The following is a 22444-nucleotide window of genomic DNA, read 5'->3' on the forward strand; positions in this document are numbered from 1 at the left end:
TTGTGTGCCCTTGGTGTCAGCGTGACGGTAGGGCGACGTCCGTGCGGATGCGCTGCGCCACGGTGAACGAGGGGTGAATCCGAGACAGCGGGGGGGGCGCGCGGCCGACCGGAGGCGCCCTTGACACAGCGGGGCTCCCGCCCCTCACCCCTCCCCAAGATCGCCCCGCGGGGCGGCTAACCTTACGTGTCCGTCCTGGCCAGGGATTGACGGGCATCAACTCACGCGAAGGGTTGCGCGCATGGGCATTCTCACTCTCCTGCGGAACGCGTTCGGCAGGTCTCGCAAGTCGCGGGCCGACTTGGCAGAGGGTGCGGACCAGATTCCTTCGCAGCAGACGGAGTCCTCCACACCCACCCCGACCTCCGACACCGCACCGGCCTCCACCACGGCCCCGGCCACCTCGTCGGACCCGACGGACTCCACGTCGGCGACCGACCCGGCACCGGCGGCAGCCGCCACGCCTACGGCAGCCTCCACGCCGACGGCAGACCTCGGCTCGACGAAGCCGGTCCCCAAGCCCCGCCACTCCACCGACCCGGCCCACGACCTGGTGGCAGCCGCCTTCGACAAGGTCACGAGCCCTGAGCCGAAGCCGACGGCTGAGGAGGAGCGGAGCGCTTCGGCCGATCGGGTGAATTCGGCCGAGCCGAAGCCCGAACCCGAGCCGAAGCCCGAACCCGAGCCGAAGGCCGAGCCCGCGCCGGAGGCCGAGCCCGCGCCGGAGGCCGAGTCGAAGCCGGGGGCCGAGTCAAAGCCCGAGCCGGAGGCCGAGCCCGAGCCGAAGCCCGCGCCGGAGGCCGAGTCGAAGCCGGAGGCCGAGTCAAAGCCCGAGCCCGAGCCCGAGCCGGAGGCCGAAACCGAGCCCGAGTCTGAGCCCGAGCCGGCGCCGGTGGCGGTGACCGAGCCTGAGGCCGACACCGAGCCGAAGCCCGAGCCGGTAGCGGAGACCGAACCGGACCCCGCTCCCGAACCCGAGCCTGCCGCGGAGCCCGAGCCGAAGCCCGAACCCGTGGCGGAGGACACCCCGGCAGCCGAAACCGAGCCCGAGCCCGAGGCGGAAGCCGCCGAGGAGGCACCGGAGCCCGCGCCCGCCCCGACCGCCCCGGCGGCCGCCGACGGCGAAGACGCCCCACTGGCGGCCCCCGCAGACGACGACGCATCCCGCACGGGTGGTGCGGGTGGGAACACGACGGACGAAGGCGAAGCCGAGTCCATCCCCGCACCGCCGGAGGCCCCCGTCGCGAACGCCCTCCTCAAGGCCGGCCTCACCGGCACCCACGCCCCCGTCTACCTGGTCCTCGACCGCTCCGCCTCCATGCGCCCGTACTACAAGGACGGCTCCGCACAGGCCCTCGCCGACCAGACCCTCGCCCTCGCCACCGAGCTCACTCCGCCGGGCACCGAGCCGAGCGTCCACGTCGTGTTCTTCTCCACGGAGGTGGACGGCACCGCCGACCTCACCCCCTCCGACCCCGACACCACCATCGACTCCCTGCACGCGGGCCTCGGCCGCATGGGCCGTACCAGCTACCACGCCGCCGTGGAAGCGGTCCTCGCCCACTACACGAAGCACCACAAGAAGCAGAGCAAGAAGTCGGCCCCTCCCGCCCTGGTGGTGTTCCAGACGGACGGCGCCCCGGACGCGAAGACCCCGGCGACGCAGTCCCTCACCGAGGCCGCGGAGAAGCACCCGTCGGTCTTCTTCTCCTTCGTCGCCTTCGGTGAGCACGACAACAAGGCCTTCGACTACCTCCGCAAGCTGAAGACCCCGAACACCGGCTTCTTCCACGCGGGCCCCACCCCGAAGGAGCTCACGGACGAGGAGCTCTACGCCGGCGTACTGGCCGACTGGCGCCCGTAACACCGCGTAACCCCCGTAACCGCACAACCCGCGTAATTCGCGGAACCGCAGCACCCGGCCCGGCCGCCCCTTCCCACCCCATAAAACGGGAAGCGGGCGGCCGCCCCCTGTCGGCTACGATTTCAAGACTCATCAAAACGACCGACTCGGGAGCAGCCACACCATGGCTCGACACCTCATCACCAGCGCCCTTCCCTACATCAACGGGATCAAGCACCTGGGCAACATGGTGGGGTCCATGCTCCCGGCGGACGTGTACGCCCGCTACCTCCGCCAGCGCGGCCACGACGTCCTCTACATCTGCGCGACGGACGAGCACGGCACCCCGGCCGAACTGGCCGCCAAGGAGCGCGGGCTCCCGGTCGACGAGTTCTGCGCCCAGGCGCACGACGCACAGAAGGCCGTCTACGACGGTTTCGCGCTGGCCTTCGACTACTTCGGCCGCAGCTCCAGCGCCCAGAACGTCGAGATCACCCAGCACTTCGCCCGCAAGCTCCACGAGAACGGCTTCATCGAAGAGCGCGCCATCCGCCAGGTCTACAGCCCGGCCGACGGCCGCTTCCTCCCGGACCGCTACGTCGAGGGCACCTGTCCGCACTGCGGCTACGACAAGGCGCGCGGCGACCAGTGCGAGAACTGCACGCGGGTCCTCGACCCCACCGACCTGATCGACCCGCGCTCGGCGATCTCCGGCTCCACCGACCTGGAGGTCCGCGAGACCAAGCACCTGTTCCTCCTCCAGTCGAAGCTGGAGAACCAGGTCCGCGAGTGGGTGGCCCGCCATGACGACGACTGGCCGCAGCTCGCCTCCTCCATCGCCCACAAGTGGCTGACGGAGGGCCTGCACGACCGCGCGATCACCCGCGACCTGGACTGGGGCGTCCCGGTCCCGGCGGACACCTGGCCGGAGCTGGCCGCCGAGGGCAAGGTGTTCTACGTCTGGTTCGACGCCCCGATCGAGTACATCGGCGCGACGAAGGAGTGGGCGGACGCCACCGGCGGCGACTGGCGCTCCTGGTGGTACGGCCCGGACGGCGCCGACGACGTCCGCTACACCGAGTTCATGGCGAAGGACAACGTCCCGTTCCACACGGTGATGTTCCCGGCCACCGAGCTGGGCGTGCGCGAGCCGTGGAAGATGGTCGACTACGTCAAGGCGTTCAACTGGCTGACGTACTACGGCGGCAAGTTCTCCACGTCCCAGAAGCGCGGCGTCTTCACCGACCAGGCGCTGGACATCCTCCCCGCCGACTACTGGCGCTACTTCCTGATCGCCAACGCCCCCGAGTCGGACGACGCGTCCTTCACCTGGGAGCACTTCACCGCCACGGTCAACAAGGACCTGGCCGACACCCTCGGCAACTTCGTCAACCGCGTCCTGTCCTTCTCCCGCAAGCGGTTCGGGGACGACGTGCCCGCGGGCGGCGAGCCCGGCGAGGCGGAGACGCGGCTCGGCGAGGAGATCGCGCGGCTGCTCACCGAGTACGAGCAGCACATGGAGTCCCTCCAGTTCCGCAAGGCCGCGGCCGCGCTGCGCGCGCTGTGGTCGGCAGGCAACTCCTACCTGGAGGAGAAGGCCCCGTGGCTCCAGATCAAGACGGACAAGGACGCCGCGGCCCTGACCCTGCGCACGGCCATGAACCTGATCCACCTGTACGCGGTCGTCTCCGAGCCGTTCATCCCGGCGTCCTCGAAGACCATGCGTGAGGCGTTCGCCCTGACCGACGACACCGCGACCTGGGTCACCGAGGCCGAGGCGAAGGCCCTGACCTCGGTACCGGCCGGCACCGCCTTCACGGTCCCGCCGGTCCTGTTCGCCAAGCTCACGGACGACGACCTGGCCACCTACAAGGAGCGCTTCGGCGGCCAGGAGGCATAGGCCCCGGACCGCGCATCAGCCCCCTGCCGCATACGCCACGAACTCGGCCCACGCCCGAGTCGGCAGCGCGAGCAGGGGGCTGTCGTCGCGGTACTTGGAGTCGCGGACGTGGATGGTGGCGGGGGTGGCGGCGACCTCGACGCAGGAGTCGCCCTCGGGGCCATCGCTGTAGCTGCTCTTGAACCACGCCAGTTCTGAGGCGTCCCCGGCGAAGGCCTTGCGGATCATGTTTCTCCCAGCAGTCGCTCGATGAAGGCCGATGACTCCCGTGGAGTAAGAGCCTGGGCCCGGATGGTGCTGTACCTCAGCTCAAGGATGCGGAGCTGTTTCGGGTCAGAGGTCGGGCGGCCGTTGTACGCGCCGTCGGAGCGCCCCATGGCCGTGCCGTCCTCGAACTTCAGCACCTCGATCTTGCCACTCAGCCCAGGGTGGGCCCCAGAGTCCGTCGGCATCACCTGAAGAGTGACGTTGCGCAACTGCGCGACTTCGAGCAGGTGCTCGAGCTGCTGACGCCACACCATTGTGCCTCCCACCTGTCGGCGCAGCGTCACCTCTTCTTGGACAAAGCTGAGAGCTGGGCGCGGAGACCGGTCGAAGATCGACTTACGCCCCATGCGCGCGGCCACCAGCCTTTCCAACTCCGCTTCCGTGTAAGCGGACTGGGACACCTCGAACAGAGCTCGCGCGTGCTCCGGCGTCTGCAACAGGCCATGGAGACTGAGCCCGACGTACACGCCCATCTCCACCGCCTTGGCCTCCATCTCCGCCAAGGCACGCACCTTCTTCGGGTATCGGACCTTGTTGACGTCCTCCTTCATCGCCGAGAGCAACCCACCCGCCCCCAACACCTCGTCCGCCCTGTCCAGGAACTCCGGCCGAGGAATCCGCTTCCCGCCCTCGATCTTGTAGACGAGGTCCTCGCCGTACCCCACCGCTTTGCCGAACTCGCCGGCCCGCATCCCCACCGCCTCCCGCCGCAGCTTCAACTGCCGCCCCACGGTGGCGACGACGGCCACACCCCACTCGTCGTCCGGGTCCACCTCCCACCCCGGCTCGTCAGCCTCGGTCCTGAGCTGCCGAACCTCGCCGTCCACCGACATGCGCGCCCCTCCGTCGTACCGCCTCGTGCCAGCCACGCCTTACCCGTGCGCACCGCCCTGACAAGCCCGGACACCACCGGACAAGCGACGGACAGTCACCGTACGCAACGATGGCGTCACTCCCCACGGTAGGCACATCCGGCCACGCTGAGTGACGTGAATCCGAAACTCCCCCAACCCGGCGGTCCCGTCCGTAACTTCAGCGTCCTGCTGTCCCCCACCCCCCGGGGCGCCCGGCTCGCCCGCCTGCTCGCCGTGGAACAACTCGGCACCTGGGGCATCCCGTTGGATCCGGCGCAGCTCCTGGTCGCCGAACTCGCGAACAACGCCGCAGCCCACGGCCGGGTCCCCGGCCGGAACTTCCAGCTCCTGCTCTACGTGGTCGGCCGGACCCTCCGTATCGAGGTGACGGACACGCGCGGTGACCGGCTCCCACAGCGCCACCCCGCCGACCCGGCCGCCGGTTCCGGCCGCGGCCTGACCCTCGTGGCCGCCCTGGCCGACCGCTGGGGAGTCACTCACGGCCTGCCACCCCGTAAGACGGTATGGGCCGAACTCATGCTCCCGTCAGGCGAGTCACCGGCACCCGACGGCCCACACCACGGTCCGCCCTGCGCTCCCTATGCACTACCCACCGGGGACAAAGAACCCCACCAAGCCCCACCCCTCCCTCCCGCCGGGCAAACTCACTCCCGCGAGTGAATATGCCCGACTGAGCTGGATTCGGGCCCGGTTGCCTGCCTTACGCTCAGCGGCAGCAGCACGCGAACAACCCCGAACCACCCCAGACATGCGACGGCCCTCGCCGGGACTGGCATCCCAGTGCGAGGGCCTGACCACCGAGGAAGTAGGGCTTCCCGATGGACACCGAAAACCCTAGCGCGCCCTCGCGCGCCCGGTCCCGTATCGCGGGCAAAAACCACCCCGACGGGCGCCGGACCGCCGGCGTCGTCCACGACCACGTCCGCCACACCGAGAACTTCACGGTGATCGGCAACGACCTGACGCAGCACCCGGAGCTGTCCCTGCTCGCCATCGGACTGGCCTGCCACATCCAGTCGGTCCGACCGGGCACCGCCGTGGACATCAAGACCCTCGCCGCCCGCTTCCCCGAGGGCCCCACCCGCATCGCCGCCGCCCTGCGGGAGCTGGAGAGCCACGGCTACCTGCGCCGCAGCCGCGAGCGCACCTCCACCGGCCGGATCATCACCCGCACGGTGTCCTGCAACCGGCCCGGCCACGGCGCCGCCCGCGAGACGGCCGCCCCCAGGTCCGCCACCCGGCGCACGACCCCCGACCGGCCCGCGCCGCGCAAGCGGCTCCCCGCCGTACCCCAGCCCGCGTTCCCCGCCCCCGCCCTCCTCCAGACCGCCTTGGACGTCCTCTCCGGCCTCCGCCGTCACGACCCCCGCCTCCTCCTCTCCGCCACCGACGCCGAACACCTCGCCCCGGGCGTCGCCGCCTGGCTGGAACGCGACCTGGCCCCCACCGCCGTACGCCACGCCCTGACCGACGGCCTGCCGGACGAACCCCTGATCCGCCCGGCCGCCTTCCTCGCCCACCGCCTGGCCGCCCAGCTACCGCCCCCGCCGCCGTTCCGGCCCCCGGCCCCACCGGCCCCCGAACCCCGCCACCCCCTCCAGAACTGCGACGGCTGCGACCACGCCTTCCGCGCGCCTCGACCGGGCAGGTGCCGGAACTGCCGGTCCGGCTCCTCGGGGGAGCGCCGCCTAGCATGAGAGCGACGATCCTTGCCCCTGGGCACGGCAGACGAGGAGCGAGCGCCATGACCATCGCACCGGACAGCGCGCGACAGGGTGCCTCTCACCGCTATCAGGCCATGCGGGACTTCGTTCAGTCCGCGGACGACACCCTTCCCGGCAAGTTCGAGATCACCAAGGAAGGGATCGTCCACGACATGATGTCGCCCGTCGGCCCGCACGAGCTGACCACTGTGCATCTGCGGAGGCGACTCGAGAAGGTGATGCCGGAGGAGATCGTGGCTCACACGGGCGAGCCGGACGTCGAGGACAAGGCCGAGGGGCTCCTGCGCCGCCCCGACGTCATGGTGATCACCATGGAGGACATGGACGTCCCGGACTCCTTCGATCCCCGCAGTCTCATCGCCGCCGTCGAGGTCGTCTCCCGCTCCAACCCGGACAACGACTGGGTCACGAAGATGCGCGATTACCCCCTGATGGGCATTCCCGTCTACGCCGTCTTCGACCCCCGCACCGGCACCGGCGCCATCCTCACCGACATCCACCCCACGCCCGACGGGCCGCGCTACGCCACCCGCAAGGACTTCGTCTACGGCGAGGACGTCACCATCGGCGACTGGACGATCTCGACGGAGAACCTGCCGCGCTACCGGAGCAAGGACGACGAACCGGACCGAAGCGCTACTTGAGGACGCCCGCTGCCGACCCGGCGGTTCTTCCGCCGGACCGGCGGCGTCGGCCCACCGGCCCGGTCAGCCGGTGCCGTCGTGGGTCTCGTCCGGGTCGACGCCCATGGTGATCAAGGCGACGACCCCCTTGGAGATCTTGTTCTTGTTGTACTTCAGCTTGAGCAGCCCGCCCGTGGTGCCGCTCTGGTCGTAGATGGTGTCCTCGGTGAGCTTGGTGCGTGTGGTGGTGCTGGTGGAGTAGGGGGCCACGTCCTCGGTGAGCAGCACGGCCTCCTCGGCGAAGAAGAACTGCCCGGTGTGGCAGGTGTGGCCGCCCTCGTACCCGGTGTCGGTCCACTCGCCGCCCACGTGGACCTTGGTGTGGATGTGGACGCAGCGGCCCTGGTACCAGCCCGGGAAGACGGTCGTGAAGGTGACCCGGCCCTGTTTGTCGGTCTTCCAGGTGCCGCGCAGGTAGCGGGTGTCGCTGGTGGGCTCCTCGTGCCCCCCGCCGCCCCCGCCCCCGCCCCCGGTCGGCGGCTCGCCGGTGGGAGGCGCGCCGGACGGCAGGTCGGTGGGGGTGCCGGTGGGGGCACCCGTGGGCGGGGTGCCACCGCCGCCGGCTCCTCCGCCGCCCTGCGAGAGGCTCTCGTAGCCCGAGTAGTCGCCCAGCGCGTCGCAGTGCCAGACGTCGACGGCCGCGTTCGCGACCGGTTCGCAGGTCTCCGCGTCGACGACCTTGAGCTGGAGGGTGAGGGGTATGCCCTCCTTGCCCTCCGTGATGTCCTGGCGGATCTTGTCCGCGTCGATGTAGTAGGGGCCCTCGGTGGTCTCCGAGGTGAGCCGGTAACAGGCCTCGGCACCCGTACCGGCCGCTGCCGCCGAGCCGGTGCCGGTCGACGACCCGGTGCCCGTCGCCGTGTCCGCCGTCTCGTCGGCCGACGCGCTCATCGCCAGCGCGCCGCCCACGCCCACCGCGGCCACGGCCGCGCCGCCCGCCACTACGACCTTGCGTCGCGTGACGCTCTTCTTGTGTGCAGGAGTTCCCGTCATGGACGAGGACGCTAGGCAGCCCCGCTGTCACGGCGATGGGCGCGAGCTGTGCTTTCCCGAGCACCGCGAAGGGGGCCGGAAACCGACGTCGGTTTCCGGCCCCCTTCGGCAGGTCCTGTTCAGTGCACCACCGCGGTGGACGTGGACTACTACTTCGGCTGCGGCTTGCGCACCGACAGGTGCAGCTCCTTCAGCCGCGCCTCGTCCAGCTCGGTCGGGGCGCCCATCATCAGGTCCTGGGCGTTGCCGTTGAGCGGGAAGGCGATGGTCTCGCGGATGTTGGGCTCGTCGGCCAGCAGCATGACGATGCGGTCGACACCGGGGGCGATGCCGCCGTGCGGCGGAGCGCCGAAGCGGAACGCGCGCAGCATGCCCGCGAACTTGTCCTCGACGGTCTCCCGGTCGTAGCCCGCGATCTCGAAGGCCTTCAGCATGATCTCGGGCTCGTGGTTCCGGATCGCTCCGGAGGACAGCTCGACGCCGTTGCAGACGATGTCGTACTGCCAGCCCAGGATGTCCAGCGGGTCCTGGGTCTCCAGGGCCTCCAGGCCGCCCTGCGGCATGGAGAAGGGGTTGTGCGAGAAGTCGATGGCGCCGGTGTCCTCGTCCTTCTCGTACATCGGGAAGTCGACGATCCAGCAGAAGCGGAAGACGTCCTCCTCGAAGTGGCCGGCCCGCTTGGCGGCCTCGACGCGGACCGCGCCCATGATCTTGGAGACCTCGTCGAACTCGCCCGCGCCGAAGAACACCGCGTGGCCGGCGGCCAGGGAGAGGCGCTTGGTCAGTTCGGCGACGTTCTCCTCGGTGAGGAACTTGGCGATCGGGCCGGTGAGCGAGCCGTCCTCGGCCACCCGCACCCAGGCCAGGCCCTTCGCGCCGAGCGAGATCGCGAACTCGCCGAGCTGGTCGAAGAACTTGCGCGGCTGGTCCTGGACGGCCGGTACGGGCAGCGCCCGGACGTGCTTGCCGGCGAACGCCTTGAACTCCGAGCCCTCGAAGACATCGGTGATGTCCACCAGCTCCAGCTGGGCGCGCAGGTCCGGCTTGTCGGAGCCGTACTTCAGCATCGCCTCGCGGAACGGGATCCGCGGGAAGGGGGACGTCACGTGACGGCCGCGCCCGAACTCCTCGAACAGCTCGGTCATCAGCTTCTCGACCGGCTGGAAGACGTCCTCCTGCTCGACGAAGGACATCTCGATGTCGAGCTGGTAGAACTCGCCCGGCGAGCGGTCCGCGCGGGCGTCCTCGTCGCGGAAGCAGGGGGCGATCTGGAAGTAACGGTCGAAGCCGGAGATCATCAGCAGCTGCTTGAACTGCTGCGGCGCCTGCGGGAGGGCGTAGAACTTGCCCGGGTTCAGACGGGACGGGACGACGAAGTCACGGGCGCCCTCGGGGGAGGTCGCGGACAGGATCGGCGTCGCCATTTCGTTGAAGCCGAGCGCGGTCATCTTGTGGCGGATGGCCGAGATGACGGCCGTACGCAGCATGATGTTCTTGTGCATGCGCTCGCGGCGCAGGTCCAGGAAGCGGTACTCCAGGCGCCGCTCCTCGTTGACCCCGTCCTCGGCGTTGATCGTGAACGGCAGCGGGGCGGCCGCGCCGAGCAGCTCGACCTCGCCCACCTCGACCTCGATCTCGCCGGTGGGCAGCTCGGGGTTGACGTTCTCGGCGCCTCGGGAGACGACCTTGCCGTCGACCCGGACGGTGGACTCCTTGGAGACCTTGTCCAGTGCCTCGTAGGCCGGCGTGCCGGGACGGGCGACGAGCTGCGTGATGCCGTAGTGGTCGCGCAGATCGATGAAGAGGATGCCGCCCAGGTCGCGCCGATTGTGCAGCCAGCCACTCAGCCGGACGTCGGTACCGACGTCAGAGGCGCGGAGCTCGCCGCAGGTGTGGGACCTGTACCGATGCATCGTCGTTCATCCAGCCTTCGCGGATCGGGGGCACGTTTCACGTGAAACAACCCCCAGCGTACCGGGCGGCCGGAGACCGCCTCCCCCCATTACCCGCCGACGATCGACGGCGGGTACGGCGGTGGCTTCGGTGGGTGCTTCGGTGGCGGCTCGGCGGTGGCTCCGGCGGTGGCCCCGGCGATGGCTTCGGTGGCGGCTTTCGAACGGGTCTTCTTAAAGTGGGGCAATGCGCACTGGTGAGCCCCTGCCCGCGGCGGGAAACCCCCTGCCCGCCGTGGGAGAGGTCCTCGCCTCCCTCGCGACCGGACTGTGGCACTGGTCCACGGCCACCGGCCTGGTCACCGTCGACGCCGAGGCGGCCCGCCTGCTCGGGCTGCCCGCCGAGGAGACCGTCCTGACCGAGGCACAGACCCGGGCCCGGCTGCACCCGGTCGACTGGAACGAGATCACCGGGGTGGTCCAGCTCGCCGTCGCCGAGGGCACGCTCGCCGAAGTGCGGATCCGGGTCATGGACGACCGAGGACGGGTGGTCCGGGTGGTCCGCAGCCGGTCCAAGCCGTCCTTCGACCCGGTGAAGAAGGCGTACGAGCTGATCGGGACCATCCAGGAGGTCACCGAACCCTCGCCGGGCACCCCGGCCGCCCGCAGCGCGGTCACCGGCGACTGGCGGCGCTCCCGGGAGGCGTTCCTGCTGGACGCGGGCCGGGCGCTGGCCGAGGCACGCTCCACCGAGGAGGTGCTGCGGGTCGCGGCCGGACTGTCGATGCCGGGGTTCTCGCCGGACGGGCTGGCGGTCTTCGGCGTGGAGGGCGACCGGCTGACGATCATCGGTCACCACGGGCAGCGGCCCGGCGACGACGGCCCGTTCTCCTACATGTCCCTGGACACGGACTATCCCGCGGCCGAGGTGGTGCGCTCGGGACGGGCGGTCTACCTGTCCTCCCCCGAGCAGTACCGCGAGCGCTACCCGCTGACCTGGCCGCTGGCCCAGCAGTTCGGCCGGCGCTCCTGGGCGTTCCTGCCGCTGACGGTGGCCGGGCGCACCATGGGCGCCTGGATGGCGGCCTTCACGTACCCGGTGGCGTTCACCCCGGACGAGCGCTCGGTGCTGACCACGGTCGCCCGGATGCTCGCACAGGCGCTGACCCGGGCGGGCGTGGCCGAGACCCAGCGCGAGCTGACGGACGGACTGCAGCGCTCGATGCTGCCGACGCTCGGCCCGGAGATACCGGGCATGACCCTGACCGCCCGCTACATACCCACCGGCGGCGGCTTGCAGGTGGGCGGCGACTGGTACGACATGATCCCGCTGCCCAGGGGGCGGTTCGCGCTGGTCATCGGGGACGTGCAGGGGCATGACGTGCGGGCGGCGGGTCTGATGGGGCAACTGCGGATCGCGCTGCGGGCGTACGCCTCGGAGGGCCACCGCCCCGACGCGGTCCTCTCCCGCGCCTCCCGCTTCTTCCACGACATCACCCATTCGGACGACGAACTGTCCGATCTGCGCTTCGCGACCTGTCTGTACATCGAGGTCGATCCGGCGACGGGGGTGCTGGAGGCCGCCCGGGCCGGGCACATGGACCCGACGATCCGCATGGTGGACGGCACGGTCATGGTGCGGGCCACCGCGGGCGGACTGCCCCTGGGGATCGACCCCGACTCCGACTACCCGACCACCCGGCTGCTGCTGGACACGGGCGAGGCCCTGATGCTGTGCACGGACGGGTTGCTGGAGACGGGCGGGCACGACCTGGACAGCGGCTGGCGGCGGATCCGGAAGATCATGGAGGAGCACCAGGGGGACCTGGAGGGTCTGGCCGACGCCCTCGTCCAGGGGGTGCACGGGCCCTCCTCGCACCACACGACCGGCAAGCTCACCGACCGCCGCGAGGACGACATCGCCGTCCTGCTGCTGTGCCGGCCGGGGCCGGGCGGCGGGCTGGACGCCGTGCCCGCGCGGCCGGCGACACGGCGGACGATGCTCACGATCGCGCAGGCGGAACCGGAGCGGATCGCCGAGGCCCGCCAGCATCTGCGCGAGCTGCTGCACGACTGGACGTCCGAGGACCAGCGCGACTCGGCGGTCCTGCTGGTCTCGGAGATGCTGACCAACGTCCTGGTGCACACGGACGCCGACGCGCTGCTGGTCGCCGAGGTGGGGAACGGGTCCGGCGGGCGCCGGCTGCGGGTGGAGGTCACCGACACCAGCGACGACCTGCCCCACAAACGGCGCCCCGGAGAGATGGCGTCGTCGGGCCGCGGCCTCGTCCTGATCGAACTGCTGGCGGACGCGTGGGGGGTCGCGCCGCGCGGCGAGGGCAAGAGCATCTGGTTCGAGATCCGCGAGGCCGTCCACGAGTCCGTCCGGGAGCCCGTGCGCGAACCCGTCCGCGAATCCGTCCGCGAATCCGGGTAGGCCGCTCACGAGGGCCCGCGCGCCGTCGGCGTCGGTCCATGAGACCGCCACGCAGGCCCCGCGGGTCCGGGTCAGCCGTCCTCACGGGTCCGAGCCAGCCTGCCGTCCCGTCCCCGCGGGTCCGCGCGTCTCAGCAGCGGTCGCCGCTGTTCACCGCGGGGTCGCGGGCCACGATCTGACCCTTCGGCGTGCGGGCTCCTGCGAGCCATGTGGTCAGGAAGCCGCCGGAAGACGGATGCGGAACCAGGCGCCACGGCCGTGCGGCTGCGGCTGGAGCGTCGCCGTGCCCCCGTGCGCGGCGGCGACGGCCCTGACGACACCGAGCCCCAGCCCGCTGCCGGCGACCGTGGTCCCCTCGCCCCGGACGAAGCGGTCGAAGATGCGCTCCCGTAGTTCCGCCGGCACGCCGGGGCCGTCGTCCACGACCTCGATGACCCGGTTTCCGTCCTCCGTGCCCAGCCCGAGCGTGGTGGTCGTACCGGGCGGGGTGTGCAGACGGGCGTTGGCCAGGAGATTCGCGACGGCCTGGCGCAGCCGCTCCGGATCGCCGTGGACGGTGTGCTCACCCGGGCCGATGAGCAGCCGAATCGGCTGCTCCGGGTGGCAGTCGCGCTCCGCGCCGCACACGTCCCGGCACAGCCGGGCCAGATCGATCCGCTGCCATTGCAGGGGCTGCCCCAGGTCGAGCCGGGACAGCAGGACCAGTTCGTCGATGAGGGAGGTCATCCGCCGGATCTCGGTCCCGGCCCGTCGCAGCGCACCGTCCCGCACCGGGAGCCGCCGCGTCCGTCCCCCCGCCCGGACCGGACCTCCGGCACCGTCGGCCTCGCCCACGGCCTCCGCTCCGGCACCGGCACCGGCCTGTGCTCCGGTTTCGGCCTGTGCTCCGGCCCCGGCCCGTGTTCCAGCCCCGCCCAGGGTCGCCGCTCCGGCCGCAGGTGCCCCGACTTCCACTCCGGCCCCACCTGCCCCCGCGCCCACTGCGGCCCCGGCTCCGGCTCCGGCCTGTGCGTCCTCTTCCGCTTCCTTCTCGCCCCCGGCTTCGGTGCCGCCCGCGGCGATCTGGGTGTATCCCGCGATGGTCGTGAGCTGGTTGCGCAGTTCGTGCCCGGCCGTGGCCAGGAACTCGCGCAGTTGCCGCTCGCGCTCCCGCCGGTCCCTCACCTCCCACCGGTGCACCCCCCAGGCCCCGGCCATGACCGCCGTGAGCAGGACGCCGCCGACCGCCAGCTGAAGGCGGACCAGCCGGTTCACGGTCCGCCGGGTGTCAGCCGTGGCGCGGGCGATGATGCGGTAGCCGCCCTGCCCGGGGTCGCGCACCACCAGCGCCCGGTACTCGCCCGACGACCCGACGGTCACCGGATGGACGCGGCCGGCGTAGGCGTCGAGCCGGTCGGCCGTGAGCCGGGGAAAGGGCGGCAGGTCCGGGGAGCCGGTGCGGCGCTGCACGACCCGGCCCCGCCGGTCGACGACCAGTGCCGTCCACGCCGGGTCCAGGGGCACGGCGCTCGCGTACGGCGCGGCGGTCAGCGGCACTCCGCGCAGCCGCTCGATCTCCCGGTCGGCCCGTGCGGCGACGGACCGGCCGAGCAGACCGGCGGATACCGTCAGGAGACCGCTCAGCCCGAGCAGCGTGGCGACCACGCAGTACACGACGACCCGGGAGGCACGCCGGTCCCGCCCGCCCGGCGTCCCGCCGGGTGCCCTGGCCTCCGTCAGTCCACGCACAGCAGGTAACCCACCCCCCGCACGGTACGGATCAGCGACTGGTCCTGGTCGCCCAGTTTGCGGCGCAGATAGTAGATGTACGTGTCGACGCTGCCCGAGCAGTCCGCCGCGTGGTTCCAGACCCGCTCCTGGATCTGCGCGCGCGTCACTACCCGCCCCGCGTTCTCCATCAGGTACCGCAGCAGTGTGAACTCGGTGCTGGTCAGATGCACCGGCGTCTCGGACGCCCACACCTGGTGGCTGTCGGCGTCCAGCCGGATGTCCCCGGCGACGAGCCGGCGCCCGGACGCGTTCCGTTCGCTGCCGTGGTAGCGCCGCAGGAACGCCCGGACGCGCGCCACGATCTCCTTCAGCTCGAACGGCTTGGTGATGAAGTCGTCGCCGCCCAGATCGAGTCCGCGCACCCGGTCGTCGAGCCCCGAGCGGGCGGTCAGGAACAGCACCGGCATGGTCATGCCCCGCTCCCGCAGCAGCCGGCAGACCTCGAACCCGTCCATGTCAGGGAGCCCGACGTCGAGGATCAGCAGGTCGGGGACGCGCCGGGAGACGGACTGCAGCGCCTGCCGCCCCGTGGCCGCGCTCTTCACCTCGAACTCCAGGAGGTCCAGCGCCATGGTCAGCATCGAGCGCACACCCACGTCGTCGTCCACGACGAGCAGGTACGGGGAGACAGGGGTGGTCAATGTCCTGTTCCTTACGAACACGTACGCTTCCTCACGGATCCGTACGAACGGTCTGCTGGTCCGGAACGGTCTGCGCCTCAGTCCGCCGCCTGTCCGGGCATCCTGGCATGTACCGGCGAGTACGTCCGGGTTACTGCAAACTTCAATCAATCAGCGCGGTCCGGAAGACCGAAAACGCCCGCTCCACCCAACCGAAAACCCCCGCTCCCAAGGGAGCGGGGGTTCACCGGAGCCGACGGCGCGGGGGCTCAGACCTCCGGACCCGCCTCGGTCATCCCGTGCACGGCCGGGATGGTCCCCAGACGCCCCTTCTGGAAGTCCTCGAACGCCTGCATGAGCTCGTCCTTGGTGTTCATGACGAACGGGCCGTAGTGGACCATGGGCTCCCGGATCGGCTGTCCGCCGAGGAGGACGACCTCCAGGTCCGGCGTGTGGGAGTCCTGCTTCTCGTCCGCGCGGACGGTCAGCGAGGACCCGGCGCCGAACACGGCGGTCTGGCCCAGGTGGATCGGACGGCGCTCGGCGCCGACACTTCCCCGGCCCGCGAGGACGTACGCGAGGGCGTTGAAGTCCTCCCGCCAGGGCAGGGTGATCTCCGCGCCCGGCGCCAGCGTCGCGTGGATCATGCTGATCGGGGTGTGCGTGATGCCGGGGCCGGCGTGCCCGTCCAGCTCACCCGCGATGACGCGCATCAGCGCGCCGCCGTCGGGGGAGGTGAGCAGCTGGACCTGACCGCCGCGGATGTCCTGGTACCGGGGGGCCATCATCTTGTCCCTGGCCGGGAGGTTCACCCACAGCTGCAGGCCGTGGAAGAGGCCGCCGGACATGACCAGGTGCTCCGGGGGCGCCTCGATGTGCAGCAGGCCCGAGCCCGCCGTCATCCACTGGGTGTCGCCGTTGGTGATGGTTCCGCCGCCACCGTTGGAGTCCTGGTGGTCGAAGATCCCGTCGATGATGTAGGTGACGGTCTCGAAGCCGCGGTGGGGGTGCCAGGGGGTGCCCTTCGGCTCGCCCGGCGCGTAGTCCACCTCTCCCATCTGGTCCATCATGATGAACGGGTCGAGGTGGCGGTAGTGGATCCCCGCGAACGCCCGGCGCACCGGGAAGCCCTCGCCCTCGAATCCGCTCGGCGCGGTGGTGACGCCGAGCACGGGACGGGCCGCCGCGTCGGCGGGAGCGGTCACACGGGGCAGCGTCAACGGGTTCTCGACGGTCACTGCAGGCATGTCGGTTCCTCCTTGTACGCCCACTTTAGTTGAGCGTTGAACTTCCTGTCACCCCCAACGACAGAAGCCCGGAGGGCATTCCCTCCGGGCTCCGCACCACCGAGCGGCCCGCCACGCCGAGCGGCCGGCCGCCTCGCCGTACATGCGGCCGGGCGCACATCCGATTACCAGGCGTACATCCGGCTAGCCGTACATGCGCCGCATCGCGAAGTCCACCATCTGCTCGACCGCCTTGGCGTCGAAGACCATCCGGTGCTCGCCCTCCATGTCGAGGACGAAGCCGTAGCCGGTGGGCAGGAGGTCGATCACCTCGGCACCGGTGATGACGAAGTACTTGGACTCCTTGCCCGCGTACCGTCGCAGTTCCTTCAGCGAGGTGAACATGGGGATCACCGGCTGCTGGGTGTTGTGCAGCGCCAGGAAGCCGGGGGTGTCACCGCGCGGGCAGTAGACCTTCGAGGTGGCGAAGATCTGCTGGAAGTCCTCGGCGGGCATCTGCCCGGTGGTGAACGCCCGCACCGCGTCGGCGAGCGACGGAGGCGACGGCTCGGGGTACAGCGGCGGCTGCTGCCCGTACCCGCCGCCCATCGGCTGCTGGGGCTGGGCGTACTGCTGCTGGGCCCCCACGTTCTGGTCATAGCCGTACATGAGGCCGAAGCCTACCGAGGCGAGGGCCGCCGCAGGGGCGTCGCCGATTTATGTAGCGGTCGATAGAGAAAGCGGGTAGTTTTTATCGAGCGATCGATACAGATATCTCGGGAGGTTGCGCATGTCCGACGCGAACGGCGGCCTGGTGCTGGCCCACGGCGCGGGAGGGTCCGTGGCGGCCAACTACGGGCCGGTGATGGACACGCTGACGGCCGACCGCACGGTCGTCGGCGCCGACTACCCGGGCACCGGCGGAACGCCGCGCAGCGACCGCCCGCTCGAACTGGACGCGCTGGCCGACGGACTCGTGGCCGCCGCCGACGCGGCGGGGCTGGACCGGTTCGCGGTGTCGGGGTACTCACTGGGCGCACCGGTGGCGGTCCGGCTGGCCACCCGCCACCCGGACCGGGTGACCGCCCTGGTACTGACCGCCCCCTTCGCCCACGCCGACGCGGAACTGCGGCTGAACGCGCGCGTGTGGCAGGCACTGTGCGGCACCGGCGACCCGGACACCCTCGGCCGGTTCCTGCTGGCGCGCTGCCTGAGCCCGGCCGCGCTGGACGCGATGACCCCGCACGAGCTGGAGGCCGCCGCGAAGGAGACGGGGGCGACGGCCCCGGAGGGCGCCGCCGACCACGTGGACCTGGTGATCCGCGCGGACGTACGGGCCGACCTGGACCGCATCGACGTACCGGCGCTGGTGGTCTCCCCGGTGGACGACGGCCTGGTACCGCCACGGCTGCACCGGGCGGTGGCGGCGGGCATCCCGGGCGCGCGGCTGGTGGAGGTGCCCGGCGGGCACCTGCCCTTCGTCGAGTGCCCCGCCGAATGGGGGGCACTGATCAGCGAGTTCTCGACGACGGCTCGGGTTGCTCGGCCCGGCGCCGAATAGACCCTCCTCACACTTGGCCGAGTAGGGGTTGCGACTTATTACCGACGGGTAGCATCATCGGAGCTACTTGTTGGTACGTGAACTAGCGCGAGGATCCAGTGCCTCGCCGATCTCTCTACGGAGCCGGGAGCCGTCGCCATGGGGCACTACAAGTCGAATCTCCGCGACATCGAGTTCAACCTCTTCGAAGTACTCGGCCGCGACAAGCTGTACGGCAGCGGCCCGTTCGAGGAGATGGACACGGAGACCGCCAAGAGCATCCTGGAGGAGCTGACCCGCCTCTCGGAGAACGAGCTGGCCGAGTCCTTCGTCGACGCCGACCGCAACCCGCCGGTCTTCGACCCCGAGACCAACACCGCGCCCGTCCCGGCGTCCTTCAAGAAGAGCTACCAGGCCTTCATGGACTCCGAGTACTGGCGCCTGGGCCTGCCCGAGGAGATCGGCGGCACCACCGCTCCCCCGTCGCTGATCTGGGCGTACGCGGAGCTGATCCTGGGCGCCAACCCGGCCGTGTGGATGTACTCCTCCGGCCCGGCCTTCGCCGGCATCCTCTTCGACGAGGGCAACGACGTCCAGAAGAAGATCGCCAAGATCGCCGTCGACAAGCAGTGGGGCTCCACCATGGTCCTCACCGAGCCGGACGCCGGCTCGGACGTCGGCGCCGGCCGCACCAAGGCGGTCCAGCAGGAGGACGGCTCCTGGCACATCGAGGGCGTGAAGCGGTTCATCACCTCCGGTGAGCACGACATGTCGGAGAACATCCTCCACTACGTGCTGGCCCGCCCCGAGGGCGCCGGCCCCGGCACCAAGGGCCTGTCCCTCTTCATGGTCCCGAAGTACCTCTTCGACTTCGAGACCGGCGAGCTGGGCGAGCGCAACGGCGTCTACGCCACCAACGTCGAGCACAAGATGGGGCTGAAGGCCTCCAACACCTGCGAGATGACCTTCGGCGACCAGAACCCCGCCAAGGGCTGGCTGATCGGCGACAGGCACGACGGCATCCGCCAGATGTTCCGCATCATCGAGTTCGCCCGCATGATGGTCGGCACGAAGGCGATCTCCACCCTCTCCACGGGCTACCTCAACGCCCTGGAGTACGCCAAGGAGCGCGTCCAGGGCCCCGACCTGGCGAACTTCATGGACAAGACCGCGCCCAAGGTCACCATCACCCACCACCCCGACGTGCGCCGCTCGCTGATGACGCAGAAGGCGTACGCGGAGGGCATGCGCGCCCTCGTCCTCTACACCGCCTCCGTCCAGGACGCGATCGCGCTCAAGGAGGCCGCCGGCGAGGACGCCAAGTCCGAGCACGCCCTGAACGACCTGCTCCTGCCGATCGTCAAGGGCTACGGCTCCGAGAAGGGCTACGAGCAGCTCGCCCAGTCGCTGCAGACCTTCGGCGGCTCCGGCTTCCTGCAGGAGTACCCGATCGAGCAGTACATCCGGGACTCCAAGATCGACACCCTCTACGAGGGCACCACCGCCATCCAGGGCCAGGACTTCTTCTTCCGGAAGATCGTCCGCAACCAGGGCGCGGCGCTGAACTCGCTGGCCGAGGACATCAAGAAGTTCCTCGCCCTCGGCACCGGCGGCGAGGAGCTGGCCGGCGCCCGCGAGCACCTCGCCAAGGCGGCCGTCGAGCTGGAGGCCATCGTCGGTCTGATGCTCACCGACCTCGCGGCCACCGAGCAGGACGTCAAGAACATCTACAAGGTGGGCCTGAACACCACCCGCCTGCTGATGGCCTCCGGTGACGTGATCGTCGGCTACCTGCTGCTCAAGGGTGCCGCCATCGCCGCCGAGAAGCTGGAGACGGCGTCCGGCAAGGACAAGGCCTTCTACACCGGCAAGATCGCCGCGGCCAAGTTCTTCGCGGGCAGCGTGCTGCCCGGCGTCACGCTGGCCCGCAAGGTCGCGCAGGGCGTCGAGCTGGACCTCATGGAGCTGGACGAGGCCGCGTTCTAGTCGGCCCGTGCCCGCTCGCCGAGGGCCCGCTCCTGATGAGGGGAGCGGGCCCTCGCCGCGCACGAGCCCCGGCCTGCCCCGGCCTGCCCCGGTGAGCGCCGGAGACAGGCGTCGGTGGCCTTCGGGCGTCGGCGCGGTGAACCCGCCCGTCGTTAAGGTGAACCCATGAGCGCACCCTCCCGATTCGACCGCGGCCACACAGACGACCTGATGTCCTTCCTGGCGGCCGGCCCGTCGCCGTACCACGCCGTGGCCACCGCGGCCGAACGGCTGGAGAAGGCCGGCTTCCGGCAGGTCGCCGAGACCGACGCCTGGGACGGGACGAGCGGCGGCCGGTACGTGCTCCGCGGGGGCGCGATCGTGGCCTGGTACGTCCCCGAAGGCGCCGCCCCCCACACGCCGTTCCGCATCGTCGGCGCCCACACCGACTCCCCGAACCTGCGCGTCAAGCCGCTGCCCGACACCGGAGCGCACGGCTGGCGCCAGATCGCCGTGGAGATCTACGGCGGGCCCCTGCTGAACTCCTGGCTCGACCGCGACCTGGGCCTGGCCGGCCGGCTGACCCTGCGCGACGGCTCGACCCGGCTGGTCAACGTCGACCGCCCCCTGCTGCGCGTCCCCCAACTCGCCATCCACCTGGACCGTTCGGTGTCCGCGGAGGGTCTCAAGCTCGACAAGCAGCGGCACCTGCAGCCGGTGTGGGGACTCGGCGACAGCGTGCGCGACGGAGACCTGATCGCCTTCCTGGAGCAGGAGGCCGGGCTGCCGGCCGGCGAGGTCGCCGGCTGGGACCTGATGACCCACTCCGTGGAACCGCCCGCCTACCTGGGCCGCGACCGGGAACTGCTGGCCGGGCCGCGCATGGACAACCTGCTGTCCGTGCACTCCGCCACCGCCGCCCTGGCCGCCGTGGCCGGCGCCGACGGCGACCTGCCGTTCATCCCGGTGCTCGCCGCCTTCGACCACGAGGAGAACGGATCCCAGTCGGACACCGGTGCCGACGGCCCGCTGCTCGGCACGGTCCTGGAGCGCTCGGTGTTCGCGCGCGGCGGCTCCTTCGAAGACCGGGCACGCGCCTTCGCGGGCACCGTCTGCCTGTCGTCGGACACCGGCCACGCCGTCCACCCCAACTACGCGGAACGGCACGACCCGACGCACCACCCGCGCGTCAACGGCGGGCCGATCCTCAAGGTCAACGTCAACAACCGCTACGCCACCGACGGTTCGGGCCGCGCGGTGTTCGCCGCCGCGTGCGAGAAGGCCGGGGTGCCCTTCCAGTCCTTCGTCTCCAACAACGCGATGCCCTGCGGCACCACCATCGGGCCCATCACCGCCGCCCGCCACGGCATCCGCACCGTCGACATCGGCGTCGCCATCCTCTCCATGCACAGCGCCCGCGAACTCTGCGGCGCGGACGACCCGTTCCTGCTGGCCAACGCGCTCATGGCCTTCCTGCAGGGGTAGTTCGCGCGGCCCGGGGTACCCGTCCGCGACCGGAACCACCGGACCGGACAGGGAGGCGAACACCCATGGGCCTCGGCGGATGCATCATCCTCATCGCCGGAGGAGCCATCCTCACCTTCGCGACCGACTGGCACGTGGAGGCGGTCAACCTCCAGCTGGTCGGCGTCATTCTGATGATCGTCGGCCTGATCGGCACCGCGACGTTCAGCAGCATCTACCGGCGCAGGCGGGTGGTGATGCCGCCGACGACCCCGGTCGTGACCGAGGAACCGCACCACCACCACGACGGATACCGCGACGGGTACGGGCTGTGACCGACCGTCGGCTACACCGTCCTGCGGACCTGCGGCGACCCGTGGGCCGTACCTGCGGCGGCGGACCTGTCGGCGGGGCTACAGCGGCGGGACCACGGCGGACCCGTCGGGGCGGCCGGGCCTGCGGTGGACCCCTTGGCCGGATTCCACAGCGGACCCGTCGGCGGGCCGGGTCGGCTCAGCCGTCCGTGCCCGCCGGCACCGGTGACAGCCGGTCCGCGCCGCCCTCGGTGACGCCGACCGGTACGCCCCGGCCCTGCTGCTGCACAGGGCAGGCGGGGTAGGCGGCGGCGGGGCCGTCGTCGCGGGACGCGGCCATCACCGACACGGGCGGGCCCCCCGGGCGCCACTGGGGCCGGCCGCGGCGTGCGGAAGCGCGGGAGAGCGCGGTGTCCGCGCCCTCGCCCGACAGAGGCAGCCCTCGCCCGCCGGGAGCCGCTCGGGCCGGCAGCAACCGCCCGGGCCCGACGCGAGCAGCTTGAGGTGCCGTCCGGCGCCGCCAGTCAGGTCAGCGCATGGCCCGTCGTCGCGTCCACGTGCGCCGGGACCTCTTCGTGGCGGTCGCCGACCGTGGAGGTGCCGGTGGGTTCGAGGAGCAGGATCTCGGTCGGCACGGGCGCGTACGGCTTGTGCTCGGTGCCTCGGGGGACGGTGAAGACGGAACCCTTCGGGAGGACGACCGTGCGCTCTCCCGCGGCCTCCCGCAGGGCGATGTGCAGCTCGCCGTCGAGGACGAGGAAGAACTCGTCGGTGTCGTCGTGGACGTGCCACAGGTGCTCGCCCTCGGCCTTGGCGACGCGCACGTCGTAGTCGTTGACGGTGGTGACGATGCGAGGGCTCCAGCGCTGGGCGAAGGAGGCCAGGGCGGCGGGCAGGGAGACGGGTTCGTGGCTCATGCCGGTCATCCTGC

The 22444-nt window shown here is 71.0% G+C and carries 20 protein-coding genes; 10 read left to right on the plus strand and 10 right to left on the minus strand.

All coding sequences use genetic code 11. From position 1 onward, the window contains the following. Positions 1-241 precede the first annotated feature (241 nt). Positions 242-1864: a VWA domain-containing protein gene (locus AC3ET3_RS00320; protein WP_435611411.1), complete on the plus strand. Its 1623-nt coding sequence runs from the start codon at positions 242-244 to the stop codon at positions 1862-1864. Positions 1865-2027: 163 nt separating this feature from the next. After that, entirely contained in the window at positions 2028-3743 is a 1716-nt protein-coding gene (gene metG / locus AC3ET3_RS00325) for a methionine--tRNA ligase (RefSeq protein WP_435611412.1), read from the plus strand. Positions 3744-3758: 15 nt separating this feature from the next. On the opposite strand, the gene AC3ET3_RS00330 is transcribed toward metG, so the two are convergent. Further along, positions 3759-3971, minus strand: coding sequence for a DUF397 domain-containing protein (locus tag AC3ET3_RS00330; protein ID WP_432133730.1), 213 nt, complete (start codon positions 3969-3971; stop codon positions 3759-3761). Continuing rightward, on the minus strand, positions 3968-4843 hold the full coding sequence (locus tag AC3ET3_RS00335; RefSeq protein ID WP_432157185.1) for a helix-turn-helix domain-containing protein: 876 nt from the start codon (positions 4841-4843) through the stop codon (positions 3968-3970). Before AC3ET3_RS00335 ends, AC3ET3_RS00330 begins: the two co-directional genes overlap by 4 nt. 156 nt (positions 4844-4999) lie before the next feature. On the opposite strand from AC3ET3_RS00335, the gene AC3ET3_RS00340 reads away from it, so the two are divergent. The 3 genes from AC3ET3_RS00340 (at position 5000) to AC3ET3_RS00350 (ending at position 7253) form a co-directional block, all read left to right on the plus strand. After that, on the plus strand, positions 5000-5545 hold the full coding sequence (locus AC3ET3_RS00340) for an ATP-binding protein (protein ID WP_432157186.1): 546 nt from the start codon (positions 5000-5002) through the stop codon (positions 5543-5545). 158 nt (positions 5546-5703) lie between these two features. Continuing rightward, a complete protein-coding gene (locus tag AC3ET3_RS00345; protein ID WP_435611413.1) occupies positions 5704-6582 on the plus strand; it encodes a helix-turn-helix domain-containing protein in 879 nt (292 codons plus the stop codon). Positions 6583-6629: 47 nt separating this feature from the next. Next, the gene (locus AC3ET3_RS00350; protein WP_435611414.1) at positions 6630-7253 is read left to right on the plus strand and encodes a Uma2 family endonuclease; all 624 of its coding nucleotides are present in this window, start codon (positions 6630-6632) and stop codon (positions 7251-7253) included. A 63-nt stretch (positions 7254-7316) separates the two neighbouring features. Here the strand turns inward: AC3ET3_RS00350 and AC3ET3_RS00355 are convergent, their stop codons facing one another. Both AC3ET3_RS00355 and aspS read right to left on the minus strand, forming a co-directional pair. Continuing rightward, positions 7317-8285 (minus strand): intradiol ring-cleavage dioxygenase, encoded by a 969-nt coding sequence (locus tag AC3ET3_RS00355; RefSeq protein WP_435611415.1) that lies wholly within the window; start codon positions 8283-8285, stop codon positions 7317-7319. A 149-nt stretch (positions 8286-8434) separates the two neighbouring features. Further along, positions 8435-10198, minus strand: a complete 1764-nt coding sequence (aspS, locus tag AC3ET3_RS00360) for an aspartate--tRNA ligase (protein ID WP_432133620.1) — start codon at positions 10196-10198, stop codon at positions 8435-8437. Between the two features lie 226 nt (positions 10199-10424). Between aspS and AC3ET3_RS00365 the strand changes: the two genes are divergently transcribed. Then, the gene (locus tag AC3ET3_RS00365) at positions 10425-12614 is read left to right on the plus strand and encodes an ATP-binding SpoIIE family protein phosphatase (protein ID WP_432133619.1); all 2190 of its coding nucleotides are present in this window, start codon (positions 10425-10427) and stop codon (positions 12612-12614) included. A 213-nt stretch (positions 12615-12827) separates the two neighbouring features. On the opposite strand, the gene AC3ET3_RS00370 is transcribed toward AC3ET3_RS00365, so the two are convergent. The 4 genes from AC3ET3_RS00370 to AC3ET3_RS00385 form a co-directional block, all read right to left on the minus strand. After that, positions 12828-14342 (minus strand): sensor histidine kinase, encoded by a 1515-nt coding sequence (locus tag AC3ET3_RS00370; RefSeq protein ID WP_435611416.1) that lies wholly within the window; start codon positions 14340-14342, stop codon positions 12828-12830. Then, positions 14330-15025: a response regulator transcription factor gene (locus AC3ET3_RS00375; protein ID WP_432133617.1), complete on the minus strand. Its 696-nt coding sequence runs from the start codon at positions 15023-15025 to the stop codon at positions 14330-14332. Before AC3ET3_RS00375 ends, AC3ET3_RS00370 begins: the two co-directional genes overlap by 13 nt. 248 nt (positions 15026-15273) lie before the next feature. Further along, positions 15274-16251 carry a pirin family protein gene (locus AC3ET3_RS00380; RefSeq protein WP_435611417.1) on the minus strand — a complete coding sequence of 326 codons (978 nt, stop codon included), beginning with the start codon at positions 16249-16251 and terminating at the stop codon, positions 15274-15276. A gap of 183 nt (positions 16252-16434) precedes the next feature. Then, positions 16435-16899, minus strand: coding sequence for an SseB family protein (locus AC3ET3_RS00385; RefSeq protein WP_432133615.1), 465 nt, complete (start codon positions 16897-16899; stop codon positions 16435-16437). Between the two features lie 121 nt (positions 16900-17020). Between AC3ET3_RS00385 and AC3ET3_RS00390 the strand changes: the two genes are divergently transcribed. The 4 genes from AC3ET3_RS00390 (at position 17021) to AC3ET3_RS00405 (ending at position 21534) form a co-directional block, all read left to right on the plus strand. After that, positions 17021-17791: an alpha/beta fold hydrolase gene (locus AC3ET3_RS00390; RefSeq protein WP_435611418.1), complete on the plus strand. Its 771-nt coding sequence runs from the start codon at positions 17021-17023 to the stop codon at positions 17789-17791. A gap of 138 nt (positions 17792-17929) precedes the next feature. Next, the gene (locus AC3ET3_RS00395) at positions 17930-19756 is read left to right on the plus strand and encodes an acyl-CoA dehydrogenase (protein WP_432133613.1); all 1827 of its coding nucleotides are present in this window, start codon (positions 17930-17932) and stop codon (positions 19754-19756) included. Positions 19757-19921: 165 nt separating this feature from the next. Further along, on the plus strand, positions 19922-21220 hold the full coding sequence (locus tag AC3ET3_RS00400; RefSeq protein WP_432133612.1) for a M18 family aminopeptidase: 1299 nt from the start codon (positions 19922-19924) through the stop codon (positions 21218-21220). Between the two features lie 65 nt (positions 21221-21285). Further along, positions 21286-21534: a DUF6458 family protein gene (locus AC3ET3_RS00405; protein WP_432133611.1), complete on the plus strand. Its 249-nt coding sequence runs from the start codon at positions 21286-21288 to the stop codon at positions 21532-21534. A gap of 178 nt (positions 21535-21712) precedes the next feature. Here the strand turns inward: AC3ET3_RS00405 and AC3ET3_RS00410 are convergent, their stop codons facing one another. Both AC3ET3_RS00410 and AC3ET3_RS00415 read right to left on the minus strand, forming a co-directional pair. After that, on the minus strand, positions 21713-21853 hold the full coding sequence (locus AC3ET3_RS00410) for a hypothetical protein (protein ID WP_432133610.1): 141 nt from the start codon (positions 21851-21853) through the stop codon (positions 21713-21715). A 184-nt stretch (positions 21854-22037) separates the two neighbouring features. Continuing rightward, entirely contained in the window at positions 22038-22430 is a 393-nt protein-coding gene (locus tag AC3ET3_RS00415; protein WP_435611419.1) for a cupin domain-containing protein, read from the minus strand. Positions 22431-22444 lie beyond the last annotated feature (14 nt).

The sequence above is a fragment of the Streptomyces sp. bgisy159 genome (assembly GCF_057707805.1).